This window comes from Magnetospirillum moscoviense (genome assembly GCF_001650635.1).
Lineage (GTDB): Bacteria > Pseudomonadota > Alphaproteobacteria > Rhodospirillales > Magnetospirillaceae > Magnetospirillum > Magnetospirillum moscoviense.
This window is the reverse complement of record NZ_LWQU01000173.1, coordinates 1-14,609: the sequence shown is the minus strand read 5'-3', so window position 1 is coordinate 14,609 and position 14,609 is coordinate 1. Positions and strand designations below refer to the sequence as shown.

The window sequence follows — 14,609 nt, the reverse complement described above, 5'->3', positions numbered from 1 at the left end:
CCGCCACCACCAACGCCAATCAGGCTGGCAGAATCTCAGAGCAAGGGCCGCTCGAACAGGCGGCCGTCACCGGGGGGATACGAACAGAGTGACGTTGCGGCGAATATTGACGTGCTGGCGGGCCTGCTGGAAACGATCGACGATCTTGGGCTCTATGCCTCGCCACACCGCAGCCCCCATGACGGGGCACGAGCGACAATCTGTCAAGGATTGCGGCGGCCGACGATGCCGCCCAGTAGATGCCGTGGGTGCGGGACTGACCATAGTGGCGGCATTCTAGCGCCGCCCTATCCTACCTGGCGTTGACCATGGTCAAAAATCAGAACACCCCCTTGGCGTTCAGGAACCCGGAATAGCGGCGGTCCTCGGTCAGGATGTGGCTGACCAGCCATTCCTTCAGCACCGGCAACAGGTCGATATCTTGCGGGCTGTCGGCGGCTTCGACCTCGACCTTCAGCGATTCCAGCTGGCTGATCAAGGCGGCGTGGCGGCCGCGATGCGCATCGGTCTCGGGATATTGGTGGCGCAGCATCAGCGCTTCTTCTTCGCCGAAATGGTAGCGGGCGTACTCGATCATCGCGCTCATCAGCGACTGGACTTCCGCCACCCCGCGACCGCTTTCGATGGCGTCCAGGATGGCGTTGGCCTGCTCGAACAGCCGCCGGTGCTGGGTGTCCAGCCGCACCACATCGACGCGGTAATCGTCGTGCCATTGCAGCAGCACACGGCCGGCGGTGCCGCTTTCGAAGATGGCGCTCATCCGCTTGCCCGAGGCCTCGAACAGCTTCCAGCGCACCGACGGAATGCCGGCCAGCAGGCCCGCCGGCAGCAGATAGGCGTCGGTGGCGATCAGGGCGCGCAGGCGGAACATGCTGGGCGTCCAGAAGATCGCCAGTTCCTCGCCGAAGAAGTCGCCCGACACCAGGGTCTCGACGCAATGGTCGCCGAGATAGCGCCCAACCGCGCCGCCCACCACCAGGGCCACCGATTCCGGCCCGATATCCACCACCTCGCCCATCTGGAAGCGGGTCAGCGTCATGTCCTTGGCGATGCGGTTCAGGGTGCGGGTCGAGACCACCTCGCCGAACAGCCAGGTGCGCTGCAGGAACTGGCGATTCTCGAAGATGCGGGTGATCGAGGCCAGCAATTCGTTGCGCCGCACGAATTCGCGATAGAAGGGGGCGGCGATGCGCAGGGCCTTGACGAAACCGATGGCGCGATAGGTCTCGGTCATCTCGGATTCCAGCAAAGCGGCCAGCTCGCCGATCATCGCGCCGGCCGACAGAACCGAGCGCGAGCCGCCGTCGATATGCAGCGCTTCCACCGATCCCGACAACAGCAGGAACACCGCCTCGGCCGGGGCGCGTTCCTTGACCAGGATGGTGCCGGGATTGAAGGTCACCACCGGATTGTTCAGCAAAACCCGGATCTGGTGGTGGGCGATGTCGGGGAAATAGCTCATCAGCAGGTCATAGGCCGACCGCCAGATGAAATCATGGTTCGACGGGATCAAGGTATCGACGGTGCCGAACGACGCCGTCGAGCCGATGGCCTTTTGCGCCACCGTGTGCTTGAGGGCGGTGTGGGCCAGGATCACCTTGCCGGACTTGTCCTCGCGGAAATCGTTGGCGTCGCCGTGGATCAGTCCGCCGCCGACATCGACCTTCTTGACCTGGGCCGGCACGGCATAGGCCTTGGCGACCCGATCATAGGTGGCTGCCGAGATGCCAGGCTTGCTGTCGTCGTCGGTGACGAAGCCCTTCAGCACCTCGAGCCGGCAGATGTCGGCGAAGTGGGCATAGGTGCGGTAACCATCTTCCCACGGCGTGCGGAACTGGAAGATGGTGGTCTCGACCGGATGGGGCGAGAAGACCGGCTTGATTTCCAGGCCTTCGATGTCGGTCCATTCGTCCTCGACCAGGTCGTGGCATTCGAAATAATCGGCGAAGGCCGACGGCTCGATCGACAAGAGCGCGGCGATCTTCCTGGCCACCGAGGCGCGCACCAGCGGCGTCGCGTAATACTTGATGCGGTGGTCGGCGCGGATCAGCGTGGTCAGGCCGGCGAAATGGTCGTCGTGCGAATGGGTGTGGAAGATGCCTTCGATCTCGTTGACGCCGATGCCCAGGGCGTCCAGCGTCGACAAGATGTTGGGGCCGGCATCGATCAGGAAGACGCGCCCCTGGAACATCAGGATCGAGCCCATGGCCGGGCGGTTGATGTCCCAGCCGTCGCCCTCGCCGGAATGGACCACCGAGAAATACTCGCGCGGCATGTTGTAAAAGCCCAGCGGATAGGGGCATTCGTAGGTTTCGAAGGGCGGCAGGTTCAGATCGACCAGCACGGTCTCGTCGCCGTGGCGGAACTCGAAGACGTTCAAGCGGACCCGCTTGATGGTGACCCCGTTCTTGACCGGCACCGGGTCGTTCTCGACCACCAGCGAATCCAGCAGCTCGCCGGGATGGCGGATCGAGCCGAAGGCGAACTTCAGCTTCATGCGCATCAGCTCACGCGCCGTCTCGGGCGTGGCGCCGGCATCGATCAGCTCTTCCTCGCTGATCAGGCCGTAATTGCCGCGATAGATGTATTGCAGCTGGGCGCGGACCTGCTCGGCCGAGCCGATCAGCAGCGGCTTGGCGCCGGTATTGCCGGGATGGTTGGGCAGAAGCATGCCCTGGCGGTACAGCATCTGCAGGACCGGGAACTCGCCCAGATTGGCGAAGCTGCCGTTCTGCACCATGACGTCGGACAGAAGGATCGCGCTGGGACCGGTCTCATAGGTGATGCCGCCGCGCTCGGTCGAGGCGATCAGGCCGCGCTTCATCAGATGCTTGACGACGTCGGCCGGGCAGCCACACAAGACACGAAGATCGGCGGAGGGGCACTCGACCCACCACACGCCGGTGGTCACCTCGATCTTGCGCAAAGAACTCATCGCCCACCCCAACATACTCCCCGCGAGAAATATGCTAGGCCTTTGGCTGGTGCATATCAACCCGGGCAAGGGGTTAGCCTGACAATTTAATGCAAATCCTAGGGTGAACGCCCTACTTTGCCAGCAGGCAATCGACCAGTAAGACCAGTTGGGGCTCTCCAAAGTAGGGGATGGAGGAAATCTGCGGGGCATCGGCCAGGACGAACGAGCCCGGGCCGACCGAGCGCGCGTGCGGATGGCTGTTCATGACGGTCAGGAACCAGTCCTTGCGGGCCTGGAAGCGCTGGAACGCCCGCGCCAGGGCAAAGCGGACCCGGTCGCGGATGTCATGGACGCGGCTGTCACCGTAAAATCCGTCCCAATCGATGGCTCCGTCGGGTCCGGCCCATTCCCGGGCGACGGTGGCGGCATTGCCCTGCAGGGCGGAATAAACCTGATCTCCCAGGATCAGGCGAATGGCCACGAACAACTGGCCCAGATGGTCGCGCAAGATTCCGCTGGACGGGTCGTCCAGCAGATGGGCCAACCGCTTGGCGATGATGCGGCCCAGATAATTGTGCCGCTCGGCATCGAGTTGGTGCGCGCGCACTTGCGAGATGCACAGCGCCTCGGCGGCCGAGAAGTGGGTATCCAGCTCGCCGCCTTCGGCGACCAGGCGATCGGCCAGGGCGCGGATACGATCCACGGGAACCGCCCCGTTCACCGCCTGCTCCTCGAGGAAGCGGGCGAAGGCCAGGACGGCGTTGTCATAGGTCCGATGCAAGGGGGCGCAGGCGTTCATGGCGGCTCTCGTTCAGTTCTTGGCCGACCCGCTCCCTCACACGGATGGCCGGGTGTTCGTCAACCCCGATTGCACACCATCCTAACCTTTCGTCATAAACGCCGTTCGCGTCGGCGGCCAACGCACGCACAACGCGCTGTGAATGGACGGAGAATGGAATAAGGGCCGCCAGAATAAGGGCCGCCCTGGGGGGGGGCGGCCCTTTCGGATCACGGACGGAAAGTCTCGTGTCGCAAGGGGGGTGTGGCGGCCCCGTCCGGCGTGGAGGTCCGGGCCGGAGCCGCCGCAAGCGCTGCCGGCGCGGTGGCGACTTCACCCGCCAGCCGCTTCAGCAGCGCCACCTGCTCGTCCACCTTGGCTTGAATGTGGGCGAGCTGGTCGGCGTCCAAATGACGGTATTTGCCGATGGTCCTGGCGTAATCGACCACCGGGATCGGCCGGTCGGGCGAGCGGGTGAAGCGCAGGCCGGCCTCGGGGGTGTATTCCCACAAGGTGACGAAGTTCGATTCCACCGACATCCGGCAGGCCTCGATGACCTTGTTCGACGCCACGCGCCAGCCGGTCGGGCATGGCGAATAGATGTGCAGATAGGAAAAGCCCTTGAACGAGGCCTCGATGGCCCGGTCGAGCTTGTCGTAAAGCTCTTCCATATAGGCGGTGGACGCCGTGGCGACATAGGCGGCGCGGTGGGCCACCATGATCATCGGCATGTTCTTGGCGTCCTGGGTCTTGCCCTTCAGCTTGTCGCCGACCGGCGTGGTCGAGGTCCACGAGCCGTAAGGCGTGGCGCCTGAACGCTGCATGCCGGTATTCATGTAGCCTTCGTTATCGACGCAGACATACAAGATCTTCTCGCCGCGCTCGGCGGCGCCCGACACGGCGTGGAAGCCGCAATCGACGGTGCCGCCGTCGCCGGCCAGGGCCATGACCACGATATCCTTGCGCCCGACCTTGTCGTAATAGCGCCGAATGCCGGCCAGCATCGAGGCGGTGTTGGTCAAGAGCGGATGGAACACCGGAACCTTGGTGCCGGTTTTGCCGTTATAGCCGACCGAGCCCATGCCGGGGATGCAGCCGGGCGGCGTCGCCAGCACCGAATTGCGGCCGACCCGGCGCATGACGTGGCGCATGATCAGTTCGGAATTGCAGCCCTGGCAACCGGCCAGACCGGGGACGAACATATCCTCCATCTCGCCAAAGCGGTTATAGATGCTGCCGGCCCCGCCCCATTCCAGCGCGCCGGAAGGACAGGCCGACACGCAGGCCGGATCGCCGCCGCACTGGTCGCACTTGATGACGCGGCCACCGACCGGATCGGCGGAAATCGCCCCATAGGCGCAGCCCGAAGTGCACAACAGGCAATCGACGCACTTGTCGGCGGACCAGTCGATCACGCCCGAGGCGCCATTCTTGGTCAGGGCGCCGGCCGGACAGACCATCACGCATTTGGGATCGCCGCACTGGCGGCACAGCGCCATCTCGAAAGCGCCGGCCGAAGCGCCGGGTACGATGGAAATGCGCGACGCGCCTTGCTTGACCGCCGAACAGGCTTTCATGCACTCGCCGCAGCCGTCACACTTGGGGGCCCTGAAGGCAATGGTGTCAAAGGCGATCGACATGACTATCTCCACATCTCGCTCATCAGGCGGCGCCCGACCTGGGTCGGATCGGCCAGGAAGGCATCCTTCATCGCGCCCAGATCGACGCGGCGGCGGATCAGTTCGCCCATGATGCCGGCGTCGAATGGATCATCGACGGTGATGATGCCGACCAGCCGATTGTCGGCCAGTACGATGCGACGATACTTGCGCGGCTGTTCCTGCTCGACCACCTCGAACCCGTCGCCTTCCGCTGCCGCCTGACCCACCGACACGGCAGGCCGGCCGAAGAAGCGATAGGTGTTGACCGGAAGACCGCCGGCCCATGGCTTCTGCTTGGCGTCGCCGGCCATGTCGAAACCGGCGATGCGGCCCTGTTCGACGGCGGTGGGGATGATGCCCAACACCTGTCGCTCACCCGAGGCGAAATCCAGCCCCTGTGCCACGTCGCCGGCCGCCCACACGTCGGCAGCCGAGGTGCGCATGCGATCATCGACCAGCACACCGCGATCGATCTCGACGCCCGAGCCGGCCAGCCATTCGGTGCAGGACTTGACGCCGGTGGCGACCAGCAGCATGTCGCCTTCGATGGCGCGGCCGTCATCCGTGGTCACGCTGACGCCGCCGTCCAGGGCCGCCACCTGGGTCGCGGTCCGGCCCAGCAGCAGCTTGATTCCATGGCTGGCGAAGGCCGCCTCGATGCGTTCGGACGCCTTGGCGTCGATATAGCCGGGCAGGACCTGGTTCTTCATCTCGATCACGCTCACCGCCAGGCCGGCCTCGGCCAGGGTTTCGGCGGCATGCAGGCCGACCAGGCCGGCGCCCAGCACCACGGCACGCCGCGCCAGGCCCATGCGGGTGCGCAGGTTGACAGCGTCGTCCAGGGTGCGCAGCACATGGAACGGCACGGATTGCAGCCCGGGAATCGGCGGGATGGCCGGGGCCGCCCCGGTGGCGATCAGCAGCCGCTCGTAGCGCCATTGGACGCCGTCGGCCAGCGTCACCAATCGGGCCTTGGTGTCCAAGGACTGGGCCGCCTGGCCGGGGGCATACACGCAGCCGGTTTCGTCGAAGAAGGCCCGATCGCGCAAGATCACCGCGTCGGGCTTCGAGCGCCCGCTCATCACATAGGGCAGCACGGTCGGCGAATAGGGCAACTGGCTATCCTTGGTCAGCATGGCCATGCTGCCATCCGCGTCCAGCCGGCGAATGGCCCGGAGGGCTTCCAGGCCGGCATGGGACGAACCGACCAGCAGATATTTGGCTTCGGGCATGGTCGGTCCCCTATTGGTCGAATTCGTTGAGCCAGATCGGCGAGGACATGGTCTCGCCGGCGGCCACGCGCACGGTGTCGGCGATGGCGCGGCCGAAATGCTCGGGCGTGATGTCGGCCCCGGCCAGGCCGCCGATGAAGCTGATCAGCGGCACGCGGGTCGGGTTGGCGTACAGGGCGGCCAGCACCTCCTGGAAGACCGGGCCGCAATTCCAGCCGAAATTGACGGCGCGATCGACCACGCCGACCGCCTTGACCTTCGACAGCGCCTTGGCGATGACCTTGGCCGGGAACGGCCGGAAGGTCTTGATCTTGACCAGGCCAACCTTGCGGCCGTCCAGGCGGGCATCGTCCACCGCGTCCTTGGCGGCACCGGTCATCGAGCCGATGGTGACCAGCGCCACCTCGGCGTCCTCCATGCGGTAATCCTCGATCAGCGGCGACCAATAACGGCCGGTGCGCCGGCCCCAATCCTCGTGCGCGGCGACGATGACATCAAGCGCGGCGGCCATGCCGGCGCACTGGCCCTTGCGGTAGCGCACGAAGGTCGAAGGCCCGATGCCGCCGGCCCCACCGGTCAGCGGATCGACCGCCATCGGCCGTTCCGGGTCCAGGCAGGCATGCCAATTGACGTTCTTTTCGCCCAGGAAGGCATCAACCACCTCTTGTTCGGGCAGATCGACGCGGGCGACGCCATAGGACAGGTAATTGCCGTCGTGGCAGACATTGACCGGCAGCATGACGTCGGCATGTTCCGCCACCTTGTAGGCGATGGGGATCGAGTCGCAGATTTCCTGCTGGGTCTCGCAATACATCTGGATCCAGCCGACTTCCTTGACGGTCATGGCGTCCTGCTGGCCGCCCCACACGCAGCAAGGGGTCACCGAATCGCGGGTCACCAGCGACACCACCATCGGCAGGCGCAGGCCGGGCGTGCGGAAATAGGGCTCGAACATATAGGCCAGCCCCTGGGCCGAGGTGGCCGAATAGGTCCGCCCGCCGGCCAGGCAAGCGCCGTGCAGGACCGAAAGGACCGAATGCTCGCCCTCGACGTCCATCAGCTCGGCGTCCATCTTGCCCTCGGCGATGAACTTGGCCAGATACTCGACCAGCGAGGATTGCGGCGTGATCGGATAGACGGCGACCACGTCGGGACGGGACAAAGCCGCGCCCCAGGCGGCGGCTTCGTTGCCGTCGATGACCATGGTGCGGCTGGTGGCCTTCAAGGTGGCGGGTGCGCTCATGTCAGTCTTCCGTCTCTTCGACCATGGTGATGGCGCGGTGCGGGCATTCGGTGGCGCAGATGCCGCAGCCCTTGCAGGTCGCCAGGTTGACGTCGAACCATGTCGGCTTCTCGGTGATGCACTGGACCGGGCAGTAAAGCCAGCAGGTGGCGCATTTGACGCAGCGGTCGCGATCGACCACCGGGCGCATGGCGCGCCAGTCGCCGGTCAGCATCTCGGACAGGTTGACCGCGATGGGACAAAGGTTGTCGGGTGCGTTTCGGGTCATGCCGCGTGCGCCGCCAGTTGAGTGATGATGGTTTCGTCGAAGCCGCGTCGGACCGCCTCGATGTTCTGCTTCAGGCCGGCGTCGCGGAAGTCGGTGGCTTCCAGCGCCGCCACCAGCGAGTCGATGCCGACCAGGCCGGTGGCACGCGCGAAGGCGCCCAGCATGATGGTGTTGGTGATCGGCCGCTTGAAGATGGCCATGGCGATGCCGACGGCGTCGCACAGGGCCACGCGGGCCAGATGGGACGGCAGCACCATGTCGGCCGCCGCCTTCTTGGTGGACTGGACCAGGGTGCCGCCCGGCTTCATGCCTGCGAAGACATCGACCGAGCGCGCCACGGTCGGATCGATGACGATCACCGTGTCGGGAGCGTAGATGTTGGTGACGCGACGGATCTCGCGGTCGTCGAAGCGCAGGAACGCCACCACCGGGGCGCCGCGCCGCTCGAACCCGAAGGCGGGGATGGCCATGACATGCCGCCCCTCACCCACCAGCGCCGCAGCCAGAATGCCCGACGCCATCACCGCGCCCTGGCCGCCACGGCCATGGATGCGCACTTCATGCATGCGCGTTTCCTCCTCCCGAGTGCCGATCTTTTGTGGGTGTCGGCTAATTTGGTATTTCAATACCTATTAACCTATTTCGGTGGAGGATGCAACGTTTTCCCCTGACATCCCCACGCATATGGGCATGCAGGAAACGCAGGCGATACAAATTGGCATTACGATGAAGAATTTTAGTATCGCCGTGATCGCCGGACGTCAAATCGCCTTGACGCGGCGGGCGTACCGGATCGCCAATCCCACCAGTGCAGCGGCGAACACCAACAGCGATGAGGGCTCGGGAACCTGGGAAACCCACTGCGTCTGAACCCGGACGTTGGGATGGGCGGGGTCGGCGATGGCCAGGGCATGGCCGCCGATATTGCCGAAATAGTTCGATGCCTGCGCCTTGATCACGGTCAGCGCCGCGCCGAAATTCGCGTCCGCGCTGGTGGCCGTCAGGCGATACTCGACTTCCCAGATCGCAGCTTGGACGGCGGCGGAAACCGCACTGGAATACGTATCAAGCATGGAATAATCCGCTGGGTGGTCGGCCTTGAAACGGTCGAGGTCGGCGGTGAATGCCGCCAGGGTGACGGCATCAAAGCTTTTAGGGTCGCGCAAATCCAACACGGCATTGCCAAAGGCGGCGATGGCAGCGATCCTGGATTTCTGATCCGTGGTCAGGACCGCGGGTGAATCCCTGTTGTCGGTGTTCAACGCGACGATCGTGGCACTGTATTGGTGGCCCAGATAGATGTCGTGGAACAGATCGACGCACCATACCCCCAACTCGCCGCCAGAGGTCATCAACTCGATCTGGCCGCTATAGACCCCGTTCCAGGTAGCGCCCCCCAAGGCGCCTCCGGTCAGGGTGATCTTCTCGAAATGGGTAATTCCGACATTGGTGATGGTGATCGGCGAGGCCGTGGCCGGTAAAGCCGTTGCGGCGCCGAAGGAAAGGGCCAAGGCCCCGATCATCAAGGACTTTCTCATGTCGGCATCCCGTCCAGAATCACGAACCGAATCAGAGAAAGGGCAAAGCCCCTCCGTCATCGGCATTCGATGCAAGACGTCGGCCAAACGTCTTATTTGTTATCTGTCAATGGATTGACCATCCGCCGGTCCCAAGCCTGTCAAAGGGAGCTTACAGGTTCATGTCCGCCCCGCCCTTCCTGCGCCGACAGGTCACCACTTCGTGGACGCAGCCGACCATCCGGAGTAGCGTGACGATCAAAGCCCACGTGAAGCGCGCAACGAGGATCGATGGAACCACTCCCGAGTATCCTGGCCCCGATATCCTTGGCAGAGAGCCCGACGCTCATCGACCTTGAACCGGTCCACAATTGCAACCTGCGGTGCCGTTCTTGCCATGTGCCTCAGGAGGAACTTACCAAGGTGGCGCTGCCCATCGAGGCGATCGCCAAGCTTGGCGTGCGGGACGGCGCCCATTGCAAGGTAGGCACGACGCACGAGCCGACCACCCATCCAGAATTTCCCACCTTGCTCAATGTACTGGGTGAATTGGGGTACCAGGTCAGCCTGACCACCAACGGGACGTTGCTGACCGATCGCATGCTGGACGGCATTGCCGATTACTCGGTGTTCAAGTCCGTCAACCTGTCGTTCGATGCGGCGACGCCCGACCTGTACGAATATCTGCGGGTCGGCGCCAAGTTCCAGCCGACCCTGGAGCGTATCAAGGCCTTCATCGCCCGCCTGGACCGCAGCCGCACCGCAATCCACGCCAACTACACCATGCTGCGGGCCAATCTTTGCGACATCAACGCCGCCGTCGACATGTGGGACGACATCGGGGTCGATGGGCTGGTCTTGATGGTTTCATCGGACCGCCAGAACAACACCTTCCTACACGACCAGATGCTGGCCAGTGACCCCGAGAGCTTCTATCAGGCGACCGAGAGCGCGGCCCAGCATCTGATCGATTCCCAACGGCGCATCCAGCTGTCAGGCTCGCTGATGATGACGCCGCGCTTCGCCGAACGCTTCGGCCACCTCTACCACAACCGCATCATGTACTCGGCCCTGCCCGATCCTCTGCCGCCCGTCACCCCGGCCGACCCCCATCCCGGCCGCTGTGCCGCGCCGATGACCGAAGTCCGCATCCGATGGAACGGCCATGTCTATCTGTGCAACAACCATTTCCTGGTCGGCAACCTGCTGGAGCAGACCCTCGAGGAAATCTGGACCGGACCACGGGCGAAATTCACCCGGGACCTGGTCGCCGCCAACGGCGACCACTGCCTGCATTGCAATTACTTCCATTATTGCCTGTCGAGCCGAACCGACCTTGACCTGTCGGCGGCGCAGACGACGATGCTGAAGGAACAGGCCTGACCCGGCTCAGGTCGTCCCCTGCCCCTTGCGGTGCCGGTAGGTCACCAATTCATGCACGATGCCGTGCAGGGTCTGGACCTCTTGCCCGGTCAGATGGGCGCGCTGAAACAGGTTGCGGATGTTCCTGACCATCACCGGGCGCTTGTCGGCGATGCGCAGGAAGCCGCATTCGTCCAGTTCGCGTTCCAGATGCTGGAAGAAGCCTTCCAGCTTTTCCTTGGTTGCGATGTCGGCCGCCCCCTTGGTCATGTGGCGCTCGGGCAGTTCCGGGCCTTGCGCCTGGTACCATTCATAGGCGATCAGCAGCACGCATTGGGCCAGGTTCAGGGACGAGTAATCGGGGTTCAGCGGCACGGTGACCACCGTGTCGGCCTGGACGATGTCGTCGTTTTCCAATCCCGTCCGTTCCGGCCCGAACAGCACGCCGAACTTCACCCCCTGGGCGGTCAGGTCCAGCATGGCGGCGGCGGCCGTGCGCGGAGTATCGACCGGCTTGACCATGAAGCGGTTGCGCGCGGTGGTCGCCCACACCCGGTTCAGATCGGCCACCGCCTCGGCGGTGGTGTCGAATATCTTGGCGCCCAGCACCACCCGGTCGGCCCCCGAGGCCGCGGCGATGGCGCGATCCGACAGCCAGTCGGGCTTGGGGGCCACCAGGCGCAGGTCGGTCAGTCCGTTATTGAGCATGGCGCGGGCGGCGGTGCCGATATTTTCCGACAATTGCGGACGCACCAGGATGATGGCGGGACCAGAAGACATTTAGTGGATGACACCCATGACATAGCCGATCAGCACGCCGACCACGGCGGTAAACGGCAGGCCGAAACCGCCCAGGATCTTGCGGATGCGGTCGGCCTTCTTGACGGTGAAGACGTAATGGCGCTGCATCGAGCGCACCACCACCTCGACGGCGGCGGCCCCTGCGAAGTCGGAAAACACCCCCGACACCGCCCACGGCCCATAGGTGCCGTCGTCGAAGCCATTCAGCACGGCGCGAGAGGTCGGATCGTCCTCGACCAGGAACACTTCCCACGCGGTCACCACCTTCTTGCCCTGCACCTTGTCCATCTGCGGCTCGATGCGGCGGAAGGTGTAGGTGGTGTCGATCACCCGGACGATGCGGGAATTGGGCTCTTCCTTCTTGGGCGGCGGCGGCGCCTCGGTGGCGGCCGGCTTGTCGGGCGGCGGCGGGCCGCCCATCACCGCGTGGATCGGATGGTCGGCCGGCACCAGGGTCTGCCAGCGGCGGATCGCCTCGCGGGCGATGTCCAGATGGCCCTGGGCCACCAGCCACTCGGCCAGGGTGCGCCAGTAATCGACGATCGAGGCCGGGCCGCCATCCTCGGCGGTGGCGGTGTTCAAGACGCCGATCACCTCGGTCCGCATCGGCCCGGGGACATGGACCGACACCCAGTCCAGAACTTCCGACAATCCCCCGCTGGCGACCATCGGATCAGCCCTCACCGAACCGGTACAGCATGTAGGCGATCGAGTCCTGCAAGGCCTCCAGCGAGGCCTCCAGGACGTTGGTGTGCACGCCCACCGTGGTCCAGCGGTTGCCCTTGCCGTCGGTGCTTTCGATGGTGACGCGGGTGCGGGCACCTGTGCCGGCGGTGCTTTCGACGATGCGCACGCGGTAATCGGCCAATTCCAGGGCCGCCAGTTGCGGATAGGCCCCGGTCAGAACCTTCCTGAGCGCGGTGTCGAAGGCGTGGACCGGGCCGTCGCCCTCGCCCACTTCCATGTATTCCGAGCCGCCGACTTCGACCTTGATGGTCGCTTCCGACAGGGTCACCCACTGGCCGATGGCGTTACGGCGGCGTTCGTCGATGACGCGGTAGCGATCCAGGGTGAAATAACGCTTCACCTGACCCAGGGCGCGACGCACCAGCAGCTCGAAGCTGGCGGTGGCGGTGTCGTAGGCATAGCCCTCGTGCTCGAGGCGCTTGACCAGATCGACCAGGTCGGTGACCTCGCGCGGGTCGAAGCTGACCTGCATCTGCTCGACCACCCGGACCAGGGACTCGCGGCTAACCGCTTCCATCTCGATGCCCAGATCGGTCATGCGGGCGACCATGTTCGAGCGGCCCGCCTGGTCCGACACCACGATCTGGCGGGCATTGCCGACCAGGGCCGGGTCGATATGTTCGTAGCAGCTGGGGTCCTTGGCCACCGCCGAGACGTGCAGCCCGCCCTTATGGGCAAAGGCCGAGCGGCCGACATAGGGCTGGCTGCGGTTGGGGGTGCGATCCAGTACCTCGTCCAGCGCGCGGCTGACGCGCACCAGATTCTTCAGGTCGGCGGCGGCGATGTTGGTCTCGAACCCCATCTTCAGCATCAGGTTGGGGATGATCGAGATCAGGTTGGCGTTGCCGCAGCGCTCGCCCAGGCCGTTGATGGTGCCCTGGACCTGACGCACGCCGGCCCGCACGGCGGCCAGCGAGTTGGCCACCGCATTTTCCGAATCGTTGTGGCAATGGATGCCCAGATGGCTGCCGGGAATGCCGGCCGCCACCACCTCGCCGACGATGCGGGTGATGTCCTCGGGCAGCGAGCCGCCGTTGGTGTCGCACAGCACCATCCAGCGCGCACCATTGTCATAGGCGGCCCGCAGCGCCTTTAGGGCATATTCGGGATTGCGCTTGTAGCCGTCGAAGAAATGCTCGGCGTCGTACATCACCTCCGGCACGCGGGGCTTCAGGTGCGCCACCGATTCGCCGATCATGCGCAAATTCTCGTCCAGCTCGACGCCCAGGGCCACGGTGACCTGGAAGTCCCACGACTTGCCGACCATGGTGACGGCACCCAGGCTTGGGTGGGCCAACAGCGCGTTCAGGCCCGGATCGTTGGCGGCGGAACGCCCGGCGCGCCGGGTCATGCCGAACGCGGTCAGCCGCGAGCGGGTCATCTTGGGCGGATCGGCGAAGAAGGTGTCATCGGTGGGGTTGGCACCCGGCCAGCCGCCTTCGATGTAATCGATGCCCAAAGCGTCCAGTTCGCGCGCGATCTTGGCCTTGTCGGCGGCCGAGAAATCCACGCCCTGGGTCTGGGCGCCGTCACGAAGGGTGGTGTCGTAGAGATAAACTCTTGAGCTATTTTCCATTGTTTTTCAACCAGTTACAGTCGCAGAAATGCGCTGTGTACAGTTTGTGTATCAGTCCACTTCACCGCAGACCGCGCTTTTAAAACTTGTGCGTGCAGATCGCGGGGGCGTTTCCGGCGCAGGGCCAACAACATATAGAATGCCTGCGCGCGAGCCAACTGAAACGCTTCACCGGGCTGAACAGGGCGTTACCTCGGGTAATGCTTCGCCACAATCCACTCAGGGGCCAGCATGTGTAATGTGCAGCACCTTGGGTCAATGATCTACGGCCCTGATTTGAAAAGATAAATCGGCAGATTTTCCGAAAATCGGTCGTTAGCGTGTGGTCAACGGAAACACACGGAGATTGACCGATGTCCACCCTGACCAAGCTGAAGCTCGCCAACGCCTCCCGCAAGCCGGTCGAGGAGACCCCGGAGGAGCGCATGCGCATAGGCGTTAACATAGCGCACACACTTGGCGTTTTCGCTTTCTTGGGGTGTCGGCGAGGCGTACAGCGAGGCTGGT

Annotated in this window: 12 protein-coding genes; 1 reads left to right on the top strand and 11 read right to left on the bottom strand. The window is 64.4% G+C overall.

Annotation, left to right across the window (positions count from 1 at the left end; translation table 11 throughout):
- Nucleotides 1-319: 319 nt before the first annotated feature.
- From A6A05_RS16330 to A6A05_RS16295, 8 genes are all read right to left on the bottom strand, one after another.
- A complete protein-coding gene (locus A6A05_RS16330; protein WP_068503654.1) occupies nt 320-2,935 on the bottom strand; it encodes a bacteriohemerythrin in 2,616 nt (871 codons plus the stop codon).
- A 112-nt stretch (nt 2,936-3,047) separates the two neighbouring features.
- Nucleotides 3,048-3,716 carry a hypothetical protein gene (locus tag A6A05_RS16325; protein WP_068503651.1) on the bottom strand — a complete coding sequence of 223 codons (669 nt, stop codon included), beginning with the start codon at nt 3,714-3,716 and terminating at the stop codon, nt 3,048-3,050.
- Between the two features lie 209 nt (nt 3,717-3,925).
- Entirely contained in the window at nt 3,926-5,335 is a 1,410-nt protein-coding gene (gene padI, locus A6A05_RS16320; protein ID WP_068503649.1) for an NADH-dependent phenylglyoxylate dehydrogenase subunit beta, read from the bottom strand.
- A gap of 2 nt (nt 5,336-5,337) precedes the next feature.
- Nucleotides 5,338-6,588: an NADH-dependent phenylglyoxylate dehydrogenase subunit epsilon gene (gene padH, locus A6A05_RS16315; RefSeq protein ID WP_068503647.1), complete on the bottom strand. Its 1,251-nt coding sequence runs from the start codon at nt 6,586-6,588 to the stop codon at nt 5,338-5,340.
- A gap of 10 nt (nt 6,589-6,598) precedes the next feature.
- A complete protein-coding gene (gene padG, locus A6A05_RS16310) occupies nt 6,599-7,831 on the bottom strand; it encodes an NADH-dependent phenylglyoxylate dehydrogenase subunit alpha (protein WP_068503645.1) in 1,233 nt (410 codons plus the stop codon).
- 1 nt (nt 7,832) lies between these two features.
- Nucleotides 7,833-8,099: an NADH-dependent phenylglyoxylate dehydrogenase subunit delta gene (padF, locus tag A6A05_RS16305; RefSeq protein ID WP_068503643.1), complete on the bottom strand. Its 267-nt coding sequence runs from the start codon at nt 8,097-8,099 to the stop codon at nt 7,833-7,835.
- Nucleotides 8,096-8,665, bottom strand: a complete 570-nt coding sequence (gene padE / locus A6A05_RS16300; RefSeq protein ID WP_068503641.1) for an NADH-dependent phenylglyoxylate dehydrogenase subunit gamma — start codon at nt 8,663-8,665, stop codon at nt 8,096-8,098. Before padE ends, padF begins: the two co-directional genes overlap by 4 nt.
- Before the next feature lie 195 nt (nt 8,666-8,860).
- Complete coding sequence (locus A6A05_RS16295; protein WP_082911027.1) at nt 8,861-9,724, bottom strand: PEP-CTERM sorting domain-containing protein; 864 nt, start codon at nt 9,722-9,724, stop codon at nt 8,861-8,863.
- Nucleotides 9,725-9,907: 183 nt separating this feature from the next.
- On the opposite strand from A6A05_RS16295, the gene A6A05_RS16290 reads away from it, so the two are divergent.
- Nucleotides 9,908-10,999, top strand: a complete 1,092-nt coding sequence (locus tag A6A05_RS16290) for a radical SAM protein (RefSeq protein ID WP_082911026.1) — start codon at nt 9,908-9,910, stop codon at nt 10,997-10,999.
- 6 nt (nt 11,000-11,005) lie between these two features.
- On the opposite strand, the gene A6A05_RS16285 is transcribed toward A6A05_RS16290, so the two are convergent.
- The 3 genes from A6A05_RS16285 to cimA are packed head-to-tail and all read right to left on the bottom strand — an operon-like array spanning nt 11,006 to nt 14,102.
- Nucleotides 11,006-11,758, bottom strand: a complete 753-nt coding sequence (locus A6A05_RS16285; protein WP_068503636.1) for an RNA methyltransferase — start codon at nt 11,756-11,758, stop codon at nt 11,006-11,008.
- Nucleotides 11,759-12,448, bottom strand: coding sequence for a tetratricopeptide repeat protein (locus A6A05_RS16280; RefSeq protein ID WP_068503634.1), 690 nt, complete (start codon nt 12,446-12,448; stop codon nt 11,759-11,761). It abuts the gene before it with no gap.
- 4 nt (nt 12,449-12,452) lie between these two features.
- The gene (gene cimA / locus A6A05_RS16275) at nt 12,453-14,102 is read right to left on the bottom strand and encodes a citramalate synthase (protein ID WP_068503632.1); all 1,650 of its coding nucleotides are present in this window, start codon (nt 14,100-14,102) and stop codon (nt 12,453-12,455) included.
- Nucleotides 14,103-14,609: the final 507 nt, after the last annotated feature.

What these genes read in the sequence shown, in the direction of transcription:
- A6A05_RS16330 (WP_068503654.1), bottom strand. Translation starts at nt 2,935, where the DNA reads ATGAGTTCTTTGCGCAAGATCGAGGTGACCACCGGCGTGTGGTGGGTC.
- A6A05_RS16325 (WP_068503651.1), bottom strand. Translation starts at nt 3,716, where the DNA reads ATGAACGCCTGCGCCCCCTTGCATCGGACCTATGACAACGCCGTCCTG.
- padI (WP_068503649.1), bottom strand. Translation starts at nt 5,335, where the DNA reads ATGTCGATCGCCTTTGACACCATTGCCTTCAGGGCCCCCAAGTGTGAC.
- padH (WP_068503647.1), bottom strand. Translation starts at nt 6,588, where the DNA reads ATGCCCGAAGCCAAATATCTGCTGGTCGGTTCGTCCCATGCCGGCCTG.
- padG (WP_068503645.1), bottom strand. Translation starts at nt 7,831, where the DNA reads ATGAGCGCACCCGCCACCTTGAAGGCCACCAGCCGCACCATGGTCATC.
- padF (WP_068503643.1), bottom strand. Translation starts at nt 8,099, where the DNA reads ATGACCCGAAACGCACCCGACAACCTTTGTCCCATCGCGGTCAACCTG.
- padE (WP_068503641.1), bottom strand. Translation starts at nt 8,665, where the DNA reads ATGCATGAAGTGCGCATCCATGGCCGTGGCGGCCAGGGCGCGGTGATG.
- A6A05_RS16290 (WP_082911026.1), top strand. Translation starts at nt 9,908, where the DNA reads ATGGAACCACTCCCGAGTATCCTGGCCCCGATATCCTTGGCAGAGAGC.
- A6A05_RS16285 (WP_068503636.1), bottom strand. Translation starts at nt 11,758, where the DNA reads ATGTCTTCTGGTCCCGCCATCATCCTGGTGCGTCCGCAATTGTCGGAA.
- A6A05_RS16280 (WP_068503634.1), bottom strand. Translation starts at nt 12,448, where the DNA reads ATGGTCGCCAGCGGGGGATTGTCGGAAGTTCTGGACTGGGTGTCGGTC.
- cimA (WP_068503632.1), bottom strand. Translation starts at nt 14,102, where the DNA reads ATGGAAAATAGCTCAAGAGTTTATCTCTACGACACCACCCTTCGTGAC.